Consider the following 14,658-nt stretch of genomic DNA (forward strand, 5'->3'; position numbering starts at 1 on the left):
GAAGGTCCTTTTCACGAAAGGGAGTCACATGCGCCAGGTCAGCCGCACGCCGAACTCGCGCGGCGGGCTGTAGACCACGACCTGGCCATTCAGGTAGCCCACGGCGTCGTAGCGGCGGTTGGCGGCATTGCGCAGGTAGGCGGCGATTTCCCAGGACCCCTGGGCATAGCCGGCCGACAGGTTGAGCAGCCCGTAGCCGGGGCGGCGGTAGGCGTTGGCGGCGTCCAGGTAGACCTTGCCCGTGCCCTGCACGGCGGCCTGCGCCCACCAGCGGCCGGGCGCGTCGTAGCGCAGCGCCACATGGGCCGTCATGTCGGGCGCGAAGGGGTTGCGGTGGCCGTCGTAGACGGCGGCGCCGTCGCGGAAGCTGCCGAAGCGCGTGCGGTTCAGGCCCAGGGCCGTCTGCAGCTGCCAGCCGCCGCCGAACACATAGTCCAGCTCGACGTCCGCACCCGTGGAGCGCGCCCGCGCCGCATTGGTGATGTAGACCACGCCCGGCAGGCCCATCTGCTGCACCTGCATGTCGCGCACCTGCTGGGTGTAGACCGAGGCCGCATAGCGCAGGCGCTGCCCCAGCAGCCGGCCCTTGGCGCCGATCTCCCAGGCGCGCACGGTCTCTGGCTCGTAGGCCGCATAGCCCATGGCCGGAGAGAACACGTTGAAGCCGCCCGCGCGGTAGCCCTCGCTGAGGCTGGTGTAGATCTGGCCCTGGGGCGACCACTGGTATTGCAGCGAGAGCTTGGGACTCAAGCGCGACCAGTCGTCGCTGCGCGCCGCCGCGCCCACGGGGGCCAGTTCCACGCGGTTGCGCTCCACGCGCGCGCCGGCCGCCAGCGTCCAGCGCTCGGACAGCGGGACGGTCCAATGCGTGAACAGCGCCGCCGTGCTGCCCTTGAGCCCGGCCGTGGGCCGCATCAGCGCGGCGGGCAGCTTTTGCTCGTAGCGCAGGTCATGATCGTCGCGGTCCAGGTACAGGCCGGCCAGCCAGCGCGCGTTCCACAGGCCTGCGGCCTCGCCCTCAAGGCGCAGTTCCTGCGAGGTCGTGGCCAGGCGGTAGTCACGCCGCACGTGCAGCAGGTCGGCGCTCTGGAAGTCTGTGTCCTGCAGCACGCGGTCGTCGAAGACATTGCGCGCGGTGATGGAGCGCAGCCGCAGGCCCGAGGCAAAGCGGTGCGAGACATCGAGCGACAGCGTCTGCCCGCGCGAGCGGTTCCAGCTGTCCGTGCCCGAGTTCACCGTGGCGCGCGGCGCGGCAATGCTGCCCCATTGCGCGGCGCCGTCGTCCCAGCGCTGCTGGGCGTAGCGCAGCGTGGCCTCGGTCTCGGCCGTGGGCGTCCAGCGCAGGGCCAGGCGTCCGCTGGCGCGCTCGCGGTCGTCCACGCGCGCTCCCGTCGCCTGCTGGCGTATGAAGCCGTCCTGCGCGCGCCACTCGCCCGACAGGCCGATGTAGAGCTGGCCCGGCACCAGGGCGCGGCCCAGCTCGAAGCTGCCCGCGCGCTGGCCGTGGTTGCCGGCCTCGGCGCTGATCGATGCATAGGGCGCGTCGCCGGGCTGGCGCGTGACGATGCTGACCACGCCCGCTTCGGCATTACGGCCGTACAGCGTCGATTGCGGGCCGCGCAGCACCTCCACGCGGTCCACGCCCTGCAGGTTGTGCTCGAAGCCCTGGGCCATCAGCGTGGGCACGCCATCGACCAGCAGCAGCGTGGACGAGGAGAACGACACGAAGTTGGCCGTCAGCCCGCGCATCACGGGCGGCTGCACGCCCGACTGGCCGAAGGCCTGGAACACAAAGCCCGGCACCTGGGCGGACAGCGCGTCCAGCCCGCGCACGCCAGCCGCCTCCAGCGCCGCGCCGTCGAAGACGGAGACGCTGGCGGGCACGGCGTCCAGGCTCTCGGCCTGCTTGTTCACCGTGACCGTGATCTCGGGCAGGGTGGCCTCGGGCGCCTGGTCCTGGGCGGTGGCTGCCACGCAAGGGGGCAGGGCCAGCACCAGCGCGGCCGGCCAGCGAAGGGGGAATGCCATGGTTTTCTCGTCCTCTCCAAAAGGGAATCTCGTTGGAGACCGATGCTAGGGAAGATGAGAATCGCTATCATTTGAAAACGTATGCGCGACGGAGCATTTCCTATGCGAAGCGCGCCTCCATTCCTCTCCCATGACCTCCCGCATCCCTTCCTCGCTTGCCTTGCCCCAGCCCTGTGCGCCGGGCTGGACGCGGCATGCCCTGCCCGCCGAGCTGGGCGACTGCCATGCGGAGCGCTTCACGCTGGGCGACGGCATCGTGCTGGCGCGCTCGCACTACTGCCCGCTGCGCGACCTGGTGGAGGACAGCGTGCAGGCCGATGCCTCGGACCAGGGCCGCACCCTGGTCATCACGCTGGGGCTGGCGGGCGAATCGGGCTTTGTGGCGCGTACGGGTGCGGCGCTGCGCTTCGGCGCGGGGCAGACCACGCTGGCAGCCTTTCGCGGCAGCCAGGGCGAGCGCCGCTATGCGGCCGGCCAGACCGTGCGCCAGCTGCGCCTGCTGTTGTCGGGCGCGGCGCTCGACCGCTATCTGGGGCCTGAACTCTCGCAGCGCCTGACCCAGGTGGACGGCGCGGCTGGCGTGCGGCCCTTGGACCACCGTGCCAGCCTGCCGGCCAGCCTGGCGCTGGCGCGGCGCCTGGCCCAGCCACCCGGGCACCAGTCCACCGATGCGCTGGACCGCCACATCGCCATGCTGAGCCTGGCCGCGCTGGAGCTGCGCCACCTGGCGCCTGCGCCGCAGCCGGCCAAGGCGGCACCGCGCTGGTCGGCCGACGAACTGGCCCGGCTGGAGCAGGCACGTGAACTGCTGTCCACCCAGATGGACCGCGCGCTGACCCTGGCCTACCTGAGCGCCGCCGTGGGCCTGGGCGAGCACCGGCTCAAGCAGGGCTTTCGCGCGGTCTTCGGCACCACGCCCCAGGCCCTGCTGCTGGAGCTGCGCATGCGCCGCGCCTGGGCGCTGCTGGAGACCGGCTGCCAGGTCGCCCAGGCCGGCTGGCAGGTGGGCTATGCCCATCCGTCGAACTTCAGTGCCGCGTTCACGCGGTTCTATGGGCGCAGCCCGAAATCGGTCTTCGGCCGCCGTTCCTGATCTGCGTCAAGCCTTTTTGTCCTCGATAGTTCTTTGGAACTAGGCCCGCCTGCGCGCTCCTAGTTCTTCCGCCTTGTCCGAGCGTACGGCTGGCGGATGTGCGGCGCGGCCCTCGCGCGGGACCATGGAAGCCATAGCCCCCACGAGGAAAACAAAATGGCAAACACAGCGCCCACCGCACAGGGCGACCCCCGCAAGAGCACCAGCACAGGCACACGCCACGACCGCCAGGCCTGGTCGGTCCTGGCCGTCAGCACCCTGGCCTTCACCGTCTGCTTCATGGTCTGGATGATGTTCGGCATCATCGGCATCCCCATCAAGAAGATGCTGGATCTGAACGCCACGCAGTTCGGCCTGCTCACGGCCATGCCCGTGCTCACGGGCTCGCTGGTGCGCGTGCCGCTGGGCATCTGGACCGACCGCTTCGGCGGGCGCATCGTGATGGCGGTGCTGATGGCCGTCACCGTGCCCGCGATCTGGGTGATGGGCTATGCCACCGAGTACTGGCATTTCCTGACCATCGGCCTGTTCGTGGGCCTGGCGGGCGGCTCGTTCTCGGTGGGCACGCCCTATGTGGCGCGCTGGTTTCCCAAGGAGCGCCAGGGCATGGCCATGGGCATCTATGGCGCGGGCAACTCGGGCGCGGCGGTCAACAAGTTCGTGGCGCCGGTGATCCTGGTGGCCTTCGGCTGGGCCGCCGTGCCGCATGCCTATGCGGCCATCATGCTGGGCGCGCTGGTGCTGTTCTGGCTGTTCAGCCACAGCGACCCGGCCCACCTGGTGCCCAGCAACGTGCGCTTCAGCGACCAGTTGAAGGCGCTCAAGGACCCGCGCGTGCTCAAGTACTGCCAGTACTACAGCATCGTGTTCGGCGGCTATGTGGCGCTGAGCCTGTGGATGGTGCAGTACTACGTGGGCGAGTACGGCCTGGACATCCGCGTGGCGGCCCTGCTGGCGGCCTGCTTTTCACTGCCGGGCGGCGTGCTGCGCGCTATCGGCGGCTGGCTGTCGGACAAGTACGGCGCGCACAGCGTGACCTGGTGGGTGCTGTGGGTGTGCTGGATCTGCCTGTTCCTGCTGTCCTATCCGCAGACCGATTTCACGGTGCTCACCACCGAGGGCAGCACCCGCTTTCACCTGGGCCTGAACGTCTATGCCTTCACCGCGCTGATGTTCGTGCTGGGCATTGCCATGGCCTTCGGCAAGGCCAGCGTCTTCAAGTACATCAGCGACGACTACCCCGGAAACATCGGCGCCATCAGCGGCATCGTGGGCCTGGCCGGCGGCATGGGCGGCTTCATCCTGCCCATCCTGTTCGGCGTGCTGCTGGACTGGACGGGCATCCGCTCCAGCGCCTTCATGCTGCTGTACGGCGTGGTCTGGGTGTCGCTGATCTGGATGTATTTCACCGAGGTGCGCCGCACCGACGTGCTCAACAGCCACGGCGGCCACAGCGATGTGCAGCCGGCCGCGCGCTGAACCGCAGGAGTTGCACATGCATGCGAACACCAAGACCGCCGCAAAGGCATCCGCGCGCAGCCGCCCCGGCAGCGTGCTGACCCTCTGGCGCCCCGAGGACAGGCAGTTCTGGGAGCGCGAGGGCGAGGCCATCGCCAGGATCAATCTCTGGATCTCGGTGCCCGCCCTGTTCCTGGCCTTTGCCATCTGGCAGGTCTGGAGCGTGGTGGCCGTGAACCTGCCCGCGCTGGGCTTCACCTACTCCACCAACCAGCTGTTCTGGCTGGCGGCGGCGCCCGCGCTGTCGGGCGCCACGCTGCGCATCTTCTATTCCTTCATGGTGCCGCTGATGGGCGGGCGCCGCTGGACGGCGCTGTCCACGGCCTCGCTGCTGATCCCGGCCATCGGCATCGGCTACGCCGTGCAGGACGCCAGCACCGGCTATCCGACCATGCTGATCTTGGCCCTGCTGTGCGGCCTGGGCGGGGGCAACTTCAGCTCCAGCATGGCCAACATCAGCTTCTTCTTTCCCAAGGAGCGCAAGGGCTCGGCCCTGGGCGTGAACGCGGGCCTGGGCAACCTGGGCGTGTCGGTGGTGCAGTTCCTGAGCCCGCTGGTGATCACGGCCGGCATCTTCGGCGTCTTCGGCGGCGATGCGCAGACCATCACCAAGGCCGGCGAGACCACCCGGGTGTGGGCGCAGAACGCGGCCTTCATCTGGGTGCCGTGGATCGCCATCGCCTCGCTGGCCGCCTGGTTCGGCATGAACGACATCGCCGATGCCAAGGCCAGCTTCGCGGCCCAGGCCGCCATCTTCCGGCGCAAGCACAACTGGGTGATGTGCCTGCTGTACCTGGGCACCTTCGGCTCGTTCATCGGCTTTGCCGCCGGCTTTCCGCTGCTGATCAAGAGCCAGTTCCCGGCGGTCAACCCGCTGGCCTATGCCTGGCTGGGCCCGCTGCTGGGCGCGCTGTCGCGGCCTTTTGGCGGCTGGCTGGCCGACAAGGCGGGCGGCGCGCGCGTGACGTTCTGGAACTTCCTCGTCATGGCCGTGGCCGTGGTGGGCGTGCTGTATTTCCTGCCCAAGGGCAGCGGCGGCTACGCGCTGGGCTTCGGCCCTGCCGAGGGCAGCTTCATGGGCTTCTTCCTGATGTTCCTGGTGCTGTTCCTGACCACGGGCATCGGCAACGGGTCGACCTTCAGCATGATCCCGGCGATTTTCCTGGCGCTCAAGCAGCGCGAACTGGGCGCCCATCCCAGCGAGCAAGCGCAGGCCCATGCCCTCAAGGAGGGCAATACCGAAGGCGCGGCCGCCCTGGGCTTTGCGGGTGCGCTGGGAGCCTACGGCGGCTTCTTCATCCCCAAGAGCTACGGCAGCTCCATCGCCGCCACGGGCGGGCCCGAGCTGGCGCTGTGGGTGTTTGCCGCCTTCTATGTGCTGTGCGTGGGTGTGACCTGGTGGTACTACGCGCGCAGGAACGCCGAGATGCCCTGCTGAGCCTTGGGCCGCAGACCGCACCGCAACGAACAACAAGGAGTCCCGCGATGAGCCATTTTCTGGACAAGCTTTCCTACTTCTCCCTGCCACGGCAGGAATTCTCCAACGGCCATGGCCAGGTGACGGGCGAGGACCGCACCTGGGAAGACGCCTACCGCGACCGCTGGGCGCATGACAAGGTGGTGCGCTCCACGCACGGCGTGAACTGCACGGGCTCGTGCTCGTGGAAGATCTACGTCAAGGGCGGCATCGTGACCTGGGAGACCCAGCAGACCGACTACCCGCGCACGCGCGCCGACCTGCCCAACCACGAGCCGCGCGGCTGCGCGCGCGGCGCCAGCTACAGCTGGTACCTGTACAGCGCCAACCGCGTCAAATACCCCATGGTGCGCGGCCGGCTGCTCAAGCACTGGCGCGCTGCCCTGGCCGTGGCCAGGAGCCCGGTCGATGCCTGGGCCGCCATCGTCGAGAACGCGGATGCGCGCAGCGAGTGGCAAAAGCAGCGCGGCCTGGGCGGCTTCGTGCGCAGCAGCTGGGACGAGGTCAACCGCATGATCGCGGCGGCCAACGTCTACACCATCAAGAAGCACGGGCCGGACCGCATCATCGGCTTCTCGCCGATTCCGGCCATGTCCATGATCTCGTATGCCGCAGGCAGCCGCTACCTGAGCCTGATCGGCGGCGTGTGCATGAGCTTCTACGACTGGTACTGCGACCTGCCGCCGGCCAGCCCCCAGACCTGGGGCGAGCAGACCGACGTGCCAGAGAGCGCGGACTGGTACAACTCCAACTTCATCATCGCCTGGGGCTCCAACGTGCCCCAGACGCGCACCCCCGACGCCCACTTCTTCACCGAGGTCCGCTACAAGGGCGCCAAGGTCGTGGCCGTCACGCCCGACTACTCCGAGGTCGCCAAGCTGGCCGACCTGTGGATGCACCCCAAGCAGGGTACGGATGCCGCCGTGGCCATGGCCATGGGCCACGTCATCCTCAAGGAGTTCTACTTCGGCGAGCGCGGCCGGCCGGCCTATTTCGAGGACTATGCGCGCCGCTACACCGACCTGCCGCTGCTGATCCGCCTCAAGCGCCAGCAACTGCCCGACGGCCGCACGGCCCTGGTGCCCGAGCGCTATGTGCGCGCCAGCGACTTCGACGGCCACCTGGGCCAGGACAGCAACCCCGAGTGGAAGACCGTGGCCTACGGCGAGGACGGCGGCGTGGCCCTGCCCAACGGCTCCATCGGCTTTCGCTGGGGCGAGGCCGGCCGCGCCGACGAGGGCCTGTGGAACCTCGAGTCCAAGGAGGCGCGCACGGGCAACGACGTGCAGCTCAAGCTCTCGGTGCTGGACGGCCAGGGCGTGGACAGTGAAGTGGCCGACGTGGCCTTCCCCTACTTCGGCGGCCTGCAGTCGCCGGGGTTCGACGCCAACGAGCAGGGCACGGATGTGCTGCTGCGCCGCGTGCCCGTCTCGCGCATGGTGCTGGACGGCGAGGAGGCCATCGTGGCCACCGTGTTCGACCTGCTGGCGGGCAACTACGGCATCCACCGCGGTCTGGACGGCGAGGGCGCTGATGGCGGCTATGACGCCGATGCGCCCTACACCCCGGCCTGGCAGGAAAAGATCACCGGCGTGCCGCGTGACCAGGTGATCGCCATTGCGCGCCAGTTCGCCGACAACGCCGAGAAGACGCGCGGCAAGTCCATGGTCATCATCGGCGCGGCCATGAACCACTGGTACCACTGCGACATGAACTACCGCGGCATCATCAACATGCTGATGCTGTGCGGCTGCATAGGCCAGAGCGGCGGCGGCTGGGCGCACTACGTGGGCCAGGAAAAGCTGCGCCCGCAGACCGGCTGGACCGCGCTGGCCTTTGCGCTGGACTGGCTGCGCCCGCCGCGCCAGATGAACTCCACCAGCTTCTTCTACGCCCACACCGACCAGTGGCGCTACGAGAAGCTGGGCGTGGAAGAGGTGCTGTCCCCGCTGGCCGACCGCAGCCAGTACGGCGGCGCCATGATCGACTACAACGTGCGCGCCGAGCGCATGGGCTGGCTGCCCAGCGCCCCGCAGCTGCAGGCCAACCCGCTGCAGCTGGTGCGCGACGCCCAGGCCCAGGGCCTGGACGTGAAGGACCACGTGGTGCAGTCCCTGCAGGACGGCTCGCTGTCCATGAGCTGCGAGGACCCCGACCACCCGGCCAACTGGCCGCGCAACATGTTCGTGTGGCGCTCCAACATCCTGGGCAGCTCGGGCAAGGGCCATGAGTACTTCCTCAAGCACCTGCTGGGCACCACCCATGGCGTGCAAGGAAAAGACCTTGGAGAACAAGACCCCCCCGATGCGCTGCGCGCCTCCCCCCAGGGGGCGGCCGGCTTGGGGCGGCCCGGCGCCGGCCATTCGGCCAAGCCGCAGGAAGTGCGCTGGCACGACAAGGCGCCCGAAGGCAAGCTGGACCTGCTGGTCACGCTGGACTTCCGCATGAGCACCACCTGCCTGTACTCGGACATCGTCCTGCCCACGGCCACCTGGTACGAGAAGAACGACCTCAACACCAGCGACATGCACCCCTTCATCCATCCGCTGTCGGCGGCCGTGGACCCGGCCTGGCAGGCCAGGAGCGACTGGGAGATCTACAAGGGCTTTGCCAAGTCCTTCAGCGAGGTCTGCGTGGGCCACCTGGGCGTGGAAAAGGACGTGGTGCTCACGCCGCTGATGCACGACACCCCCGCCGAGCTGGCCCAGCCCGATGGCGTGCGCGACTGGAAGAAGGGCGAGTGCGCCCTGATCCCCGGCAAGACCGCACCGCAGATTGCCGTGGTCGAGCGCGACTATCCCAACCTCTACAAGCGCTTCACGGCCCTGGGCCCGCTGATGGACAGGCTGGGCAACGGCGGCAAGGGCATCGGCTGGAACACCGAGACCGAGGTGGAGCAACTGGGCGAGCTCAACGGCCTGGTGCGCGAGGAAGGCGTGAGCCAGGGCCGCCCGCGCATCGTCACCGACATCGACGCCACCGAGGTGGTGATGATGCTGGCGCCCGAGACCAACGGCCACGTGGCCGTCAAGGCCTGGGAGGCGCTGTCGAAGCAGACGGGGCGCGAGCACGCCCACCTGGCCCTGCACCGCGAGGACGAGAAGATCCGCTTTCGCGACATCCAGGCCCAGCCGCGCAAGATCATCAGCTCGCCCACCTGGTCGGGCCTGGAAAGCGAGAAGGTCAGCTACAACGCCTGCTACACCAACGTGCATGAACTGATCCCATGGCGCACCCTCACCGGCCGCCAGCAGTTCTACCAGGACCATCCGTGGATGCGCGACTTCGGCGAAGGCTTCGTCAGCTACCGCCCGCCCGTGCACATGAAGGCGCTGCAGGAAGTGCAGGGCCAAAAGCCCAACGGCCACCCCGAGATCGCGCTGAACTTCATCACGCCGCACCAGAAGTGGGGCATCCACTCCACCTATGGCGACAACCTGATGATGCTCACGCTGGCGCGTGGCGGCCCCATCGTCTGGCTCAGCGAGGACGACGCCAAGAGCGCCGGCATCGCCGACAACGACTGGGTGGAGCTGTACAACGCCAACGGCGCCATCGCGGCGCGGGCCGTGGTCAGCCAGCGCGTCAAGCCGGGCATGGTGATGATGTACCACGCGCAGGAGAAGACCATCAACACGCCGGGCTCGGAGATCACCGGCACGCGCGGTGGCATCCACAACTCGGTCACGCGCATCGTGCTCAAGCCCACCCACATGATCGGCGGCTACGCGCAGTACAGCTACGGCTTCAACTACTACGGAACCATCGGCACCAACCGCGACGAGTTCGTCCTGGTCCGAAAGATGCGCCGCATAGATTGGCTTGACGACGAAGCCGAGGCCGGCGCAGCCGCCCATGCCTGAACAACAAGGAGAAACACGATGAAAATCCGCGCACAGATCGGCATGGTGCTGAACCTGGACAAGTGCATCGGCTGCCACACCTGCTCCGTCACCTGCAAGAACGTCTGGACCAGCCGCCCGGGCGTCGAATACGCCTGGTTCAACAACGTCGAGACCAAGCCCGGCATCGGCTACCCGCGCGAGTGGGAAAACCAGGCCAAGTGGAACGGCGGCTGGATGCGCCGCACGGACGGCTCCATCGCGCCCCGCCAGGGCGGCAAGTGGAGCCTGTTGATGCGCATCTTCGCCAACCCCAACCTGCCCCAGATCGACGACTACTACGAACCCTTCACCTACGACTACGAGCACCTGCAGTCGGCCAGGGAAAGCAAGGCCGCGCCCACGGCGCGCGCGCGCAGCCTGATCTCGGGCCAGCGCATGGAGAAGATCGAATGGGGTCCGAACTGGGAGGAAATCCTGGGCGGCGAATTCAGCAAGCGCAGCCATGACGTGAACTTCGAGCAGATCCAGAAGGACATCTACGGCCAGTTCGAGAACACCTTCATGATGTACCTGCCGCGCCTGTGCGAGCACTGCCTGAACCCGGCCTGCGTGGCGTCCTGCCCCTCGGGCTCGATCTACAAGCGCGAGGAGGACGGCATCGTCCTCATCGACCAGGACAAGTGCCGCGGCTGGCGCATGTGCGTCTCGGGCTGCCCCTACAAGAAGATCTACTACAACTGGCAAAGCGGCAAGGCCGAAAAATGCATCTTCTGCTATCCGCGCATCGAGGCCGGCCAGCCCACCGTCTGCTCCGAAACCTGCGTGGGCCGCATCCGCTACCTGGGCGTGCTGCTGTACGACGCCGATCGCATCGAGGAAGCGGCCAGCGTGGAGCGCGACCGCGACCTCTACCAGGCGCAGCTGGACATCTTCCTGGACCCCAATGACCCCGAGGTCATCCGCCAGGCCCGCATCGACGGCATCTCCGACGCCTGGATCGAGGCCGCCCAGTCCAGCCCCGTCTACAAGATGGCCGTGGACTGGAAGGTGGCCCTGCCGCTGCACCCCGAGTACCGCACCCTGCCCATGGTCTGGTATGTGCCGCCGCTGTCGCCCATCACCTCGGCGGCGAACGCCGGGCATCTCGACAGTGTCGGCCGCAGCCCCATCAATGGCGACCTGCCCGATGTCTCGCAGCTGCGCATCCCCGTGCAGTACCTGGCCAACCTGCTCACCGCCGGCGACACCACGCCCGTGGTGCGCGCGCTCGAGCGCATGCTGGCCATGCGCGCGTACCAGCGCAGCAAGCACGTGGACCAGGAACAGAACCTGGCCGTGCTCCAGTACGCGGGACTGACGGTGGACGAGGTCGAGGACATGTACCAGACCATGGCGATCGCCAACTACGAGGACCGCTTCGTCATCCCCTCGGCCCACCGCGAATACGCCGAAAGCGCGTTCGATTTGCGCGGCGGCTGCGGCTTCTCGTTCGGCAACGGCTGCTCCGACGGCAGCACCGACGCCAGCCTGTTCGGCGGCAAGAAGCCGCGCACCATCCCCATCCGCGCGCAAATGTGAGGACTGCCGCCATGTTCAATCACAACACCTCCACCCCCGTGCGCCTGACGCTGCGCGCGCTGGCCTGCCTCATCGGCTACCCGGGCGCCGAGCTGCGCGCCCTGCTGCCGGGCCTGATCGACGCCCTGCGCCTGGAGCAATCCGTGGCGCCCGCGCGGCTGCGCGAGTTGCAGCAGCTGGCCGAGCAGCTGCAGGCCATGGACCCCTTCGAGGCCGAGGCCCGCTACGTGGACACCTTCGACCGGGGCCACCAGACCTCGCTGCATCTGTTCGAGCATGTGCACGGCGACTCGGCCGACCGGGGCCCGGCGCTGATCGACCTGCAGCAGACCTACGAGCGCGCGGGCCTGGCCTTCGAGGCCGACGAACTGCCCGACCACCTGGCCGTGGTGCTGGAGTTCGCCTCCACCCAGCCGCCGGCCATCGCCCGTGAATTCCTGGGCGAGATGGCCCACATCCTCAACGCCCTGTTCACGGCGCTGGCGCGGCGCGACAGCCCCTACGCCAGCGTGATCGCGGCCGTGCTGGAGATCACCGGCCACAGGGCCGAGCGCGTGGAAATCCGCCCCGAGCCCGCCATGGACGAGGCCTGGGCCGAACCCGCCGCCTTCGACGGCTGCAGCAGCCAGGGCAAATCCCGTCCCGGCGCCGAGCAGCCCGTGCATTTCGTGCGCCGCACGGCGGCGCCCCAAGCCCAAGGACCCCGCCAAAGGAGCCTGACATGACCCCCTCCTGGATAGACCACCTGCTCTTCGGCCTCTACCCCTACATCTGCCTGGCCGTGTTCTTCATCGGCAGCTGGCTGCGCTTCGACCGCGACCAGTACACCTGGAAGAGCGATTCATCGCAGCTGCTGCGCAGCGGCAGCCTGCGCTGGGGCAGCAACCTGTTCCACATCGGCGTGCTGTTCCTGTTCTTCGGCCATACCGTGGGCATGCTCACGCCGCACTTCGTCTACGAGCCCTTCATGGCCGCAGGCGCCAAGCAGCTGCTGGCCATGGTCAGCGGCGGCATCGCGGGCACGCTGGGCTTCATCGGCCTCACCATCTTGCTGCACCGCCGGCTGTCGGACGTGCGCATCCGCGCCAACTCCAGGTTCAGCGACATCGCCATCCTCTGGCTGCTGTGGCTGCAGCTGCTGCTGGGCCTGGCCACCATTCCGCTGTCGGCAAAGCACATGGACGGCTCCATGATGATGGCCCTGGCCGAATGGGCGCAGCGCATCGTCACCTTCCGTGGCGGTGCGGCCGAACTGCTGGCCGAGGCCGGCTGGGTGTTCAAGGCCCACATGTTCCTGGGCATGAGCATCTTCCTGGTCTTCCCCTTCACGCGCCTGGTCCACGTCTGGAGCGGCTTCGGCACCCTGGTCTACCTGCTGCGCCCCTACCAGCTGGTGCGCTCGCGCCGCCTGGGCCTGCCCGCATCGTCGGCACGCCGTGATGCCAAGCCCGGCCATTGAGGAGATCGACATGGAACATGGATGCAACGGATCGGGCGGCGGCCACTGCGGCTGCGCGTCTTCAACCCCTTCTTCTACTTCTTCTGCACCGATGGGGGATCTCCCGGCGATTCCCGAAGTGCCGGCCTTCCAGCCCGTGGGCGAGGCCGGTGCCGAGGTGGCCCGCATCAACAACACGCAGCTGCACGCACCCGGACAGCGCCCGCCCGAGCGCGAACTGCGCCAGCGCGCGTGCACCGAGCTGCTGCGCCAGGCGGCCCAGCGCGAAGGCCTGCTGGGCGCCGATGATGCGGCCGGCGACGACGGCGTCATCAGCGAGCGCGCCTCCCAGGCCATAGAGCAGCTGCTGGAGCAATCGCTGCACATGCCCGAGCCCGGCGAGGACGCCTGCCGCCGCCACTTCGATGCCAACCCCGCGCGCTTCGCCCAGGGCGAGCGCGTGCGCCTGCGCCACGTGCTGTTTGCCGTCACGCCCGGCGTGGACGTGCGCGCCCTCACCCAGCGGGCCGAGGCCCTGCTGATCGAGCTGCGCTGCGCCGACGACGCCGGCCTGCGCTTTGCCGAGGCCGCGCGCCAATGGTCCAACTGCCCCAGCGGCCAGCACGGCGGCGAACTGGGCTGGCTGGGCCGCAGCGACTGCGCGCCCGAATTCGCGCGCGATGTCTTTGCCTCCCAGGAAATCGGCGTGCTGCCGCGCCTGGTGCACAGCCGCTTCGGCCTGCACGTGGTCGAAGTCTGCGCGCGCGAGGCGGGCGTTCTGCCCGACTGGCAGCAGGCGCGCCCGGCCGTCGCCCAGGCCCTGCACCAGCAGACCTGGGTGAGCGCGCTCCACCAGTACCTGCAGCTGCTGGCCGGCCAGTCCGAAGTGGTGGGCGTGCGCATCGCTGCGGCCGACTCGCCGCTGGTGCAATAGCCGGGGAAGTGCCCATGCCCGACGATGAACTGCTGCTGCGCCTGCAGCGCTTCCACGAGCACGCCTTCCCGCAGTACCGCGCGCAGTTCCGCATCCTGGTCGAAGAGGGCCAGCACCCGACCACGCTGTTCATCGGCTGCTCGGACTCGCGCCTGGTGCCCTACCTGCTCACGGGGGCGCCGCCGGGCGAGCTGTTCCTGGTGCGCAACGTGGGCGCCTTCGTGCCGCCGTACGACGGATCGCACGGCCACCACGGCACGGCGGCGGCCATCGAATTCGCCGTGCTCAACCTGCAGGTCAGCCGCATCGTGGTCTGCGGCCACAGCCACTGCGGAGCCATCAAGGCCTTGTACGGCGAAGTCTCGCCCGAGGCGCGCAACCTGCAGCGCTGGCTGGACCTGGGCCGCGAGGCCGTGCTGCCCGTGCAGGCCGGCCCCGAGGCGCTGCGCCGCACCGAGCAGCGCGCCGTCGTGCTGCAGCTCGAACGGTTGATGGACTATCCCATGGTGCGATCGCGGGTAGAGGCCGGGCAGCTCAGCCTGCACGGATGGCACTATGTCATCGAAGACGGCGAAGTCCATGTCTTCGATGTCCAGACCGGCCGCTTTGTTGCGGCATCTCAAGCTCCGCACAGCGGCACCGGGCCGTACCCGCCCTACGTGGAGCATGATGGACAAGTGCTTGTCGACTGAGGCCCGAGCAAGTGCCAGGGACGGCGGCAGGCAAGTCAACACGGGAGCCATGCCA

At 68.6% G+C, this 14,658-nt stretch carries 10 protein-coding genes; 9 read left to right on the top strand and 1 reads right to left on the bottom strand.

The genetic code is table 11. From position 1 onward, the window contains the following. Positions 1–24 precede the first annotated feature (24 nt). Entirely contained in the window at positions 25–2,028 is a 2,004-nt protein-coding gene (locus tag CLV01_RS05750) for a TonB-dependent receptor (protein WP_099734790.1), read from the bottom strand. Positions 2,029–2,158: 130 nt separating this feature from the next. Here CLV01_RS05750 and CLV01_RS05755 point away from each other — a divergent pair, with 130 nt between their 5' ends. The 9 genes from CLV01_RS05755 to CLV01_RS05795 all read left to right on the top strand — a co-directional run bounded on the left by CLV01_RS05755 (position 2,159) and on the right by CLV01_RS05795 (position 14,603). Next, on the top strand, positions 2,159–3,121 hold the full coding sequence (locus tag CLV01_RS05755) for a helix-turn-helix transcriptional regulator (RefSeq protein WP_099734789.1): 963 nt from the start codon (positions 2,159–2,161) through the stop codon (positions 3,119–3,121). Positions 3,122–3,277: 156 nt separating this feature from the next. Then, on the top strand, positions 3,278–4,600 hold the full coding sequence (locus CLV01_RS05760; protein WP_012203038.1) for an MFS transporter: 1,323 nt from the start codon (positions 3,278–3,280) through the stop codon (positions 4,598–4,600). 16 nt (positions 4,601–4,616) lie between these two features. After that, positions 4,617–6,077 (top strand): MFS transporter, encoded by a 1,461-nt coding sequence (locus CLV01_RS05765; protein ID WP_012203039.1) that lies wholly within the window; start codon positions 4,617–4,619, stop codon positions 6,075–6,077. Positions 6,078–6,124: 47 nt separating this feature from the next. Continuing rightward, positions 6,125–9,979 carry a nitrate reductase subunit alpha gene (locus tag CLV01_RS05770; protein WP_099734788.1) on the top strand — a complete coding sequence of 1,285 codons (3,855 nt, stop codon included), beginning with the start codon at positions 6,125–6,127 and terminating at the stop codon, positions 9,977–9,979. An 18-nt stretch (positions 9,980–9,997) separates the two neighbouring features. Next, positions 9,998–11,539, top strand: a complete 1,542-nt coding sequence (gene narH, locus CLV01_RS05775) for a nitrate reductase subunit beta (protein ID WP_099734787.1) — start codon at positions 9,998–10,000, stop codon at positions 11,537–11,539. Between the two features lie 11 nt (positions 11,540–11,550). After that, a complete protein-coding gene (gene narJ / locus CLV01_RS05780) occupies positions 11,551–12,264 on the top strand; it encodes a nitrate reductase molybdenum cofactor assembly chaperone (RefSeq protein WP_047326399.1) in 714 nt (237 codons plus the stop codon). Beyond that, the gene (gene narI / locus CLV01_RS05785) at positions 12,261–12,998 is read left to right on the top strand and encodes a respiratory nitrate reductase subunit gamma (protein ID WP_071954236.1); all 738 of its coding nucleotides are present in this window, start codon (positions 12,261–12,263) and stop codon (positions 12,996–12,998) included. Before narJ ends, narI begins: the two co-directional genes overlap by 4 nt. Positions 12,999–13,089: 91 nt before the next feature. Beyond that, on the top strand, positions 13,090–13,911 hold the full coding sequence (locus tag CLV01_RS05790; RefSeq protein WP_099734786.1) for a peptidylprolyl isomerase: 822 nt from the start codon (positions 13,090–13,092) through the stop codon (positions 13,909–13,911). 14 nt (positions 13,912–13,925) lie between these two features. After that, positions 13,926–14,603 carry a carbonic anhydrase gene (locus CLV01_RS05795; RefSeq protein WP_099734785.1) on the top strand — a complete coding sequence of 226 codons (678 nt, stop codon included), beginning with the start codon at positions 13,926–13,928 and terminating at the stop codon, positions 14,601–14,603. Positions 14,604–14,658: the final 55 nt, after the last annotated feature.

Origin of the sequence: Delftia sp. 60 (assembly GCF_002754395.1) — a bacterium.
In the GTDB taxonomy this organism is placed as follows: Bacteria; Pseudomonadota; Gammaproteobacteria; order Burkholderiales; family Burkholderiaceae_C; genus Comamonas; species Comamonas acidovorans.

Coding starts and splice junctions, on each gene's coding strand:
- CLV01_RS05750 (WP_099734790.1), bottom strand. CDS start 2,028: ATGGCATTCCCCCTTCGCTGGCCGGCCGCGCTGGTGCTGGCCCTGCCC.
- CLV01_RS05755 (WP_099734789.1), top strand. CDS start 2,159: ATGACCTCCCGCATCCCTTCCTCGCTTGCCTTGCCCCAGCCCTGTGCG.
- CLV01_RS05760 (WP_012203038.1), top strand. CDS start 3,278: ATGGCAAACACAGCGCCCACCGCACAGGGCGACCCCCGCAAGAGCACC.
- CLV01_RS05765 (WP_012203039.1), top strand. CDS start 4,617: ATGCATGCGAACACCAAGACCGCCGCAAAGGCATCCGCGCGCAGCCGC.
- CLV01_RS05770 (WP_099734788.1), top strand. CDS start 6,125: ATGAGCCATTTTCTGGACAAGCTTTCCTACTTCTCCCTGCCACGGCAG.
- narH (WP_099734787.1), top strand. CDS start 9,998: ATGAAAATCCGCGCACAGATCGGCATGGTGCTGAACCTGGACAAGTGC.
- narJ (WP_047326399.1), top strand. CDS start 11,551: ATGTTCAATCACAACACCTCCACCCCCGTGCGCCTGACGCTGCGCGCG.
- narI (WP_071954236.1), top strand. CDS start 12,261: ATGACCCCCTCCTGGATAGACCACCTGCTCTTCGGCCTCTACCCCTAC.
- CLV01_RS05790 (WP_099734786.1), top strand. CDS start 13,090: ATGGGGGATCTCCCGGCGATTCCCGAAGTGCCGGCCTTCCAGCCCGTG.
- CLV01_RS05795 (WP_099734785.1), top strand. CDS start 13,926: ATGCCCGACGATGAACTGCTGCTGCGCCTGCAGCGCTTCCACGAGCAC.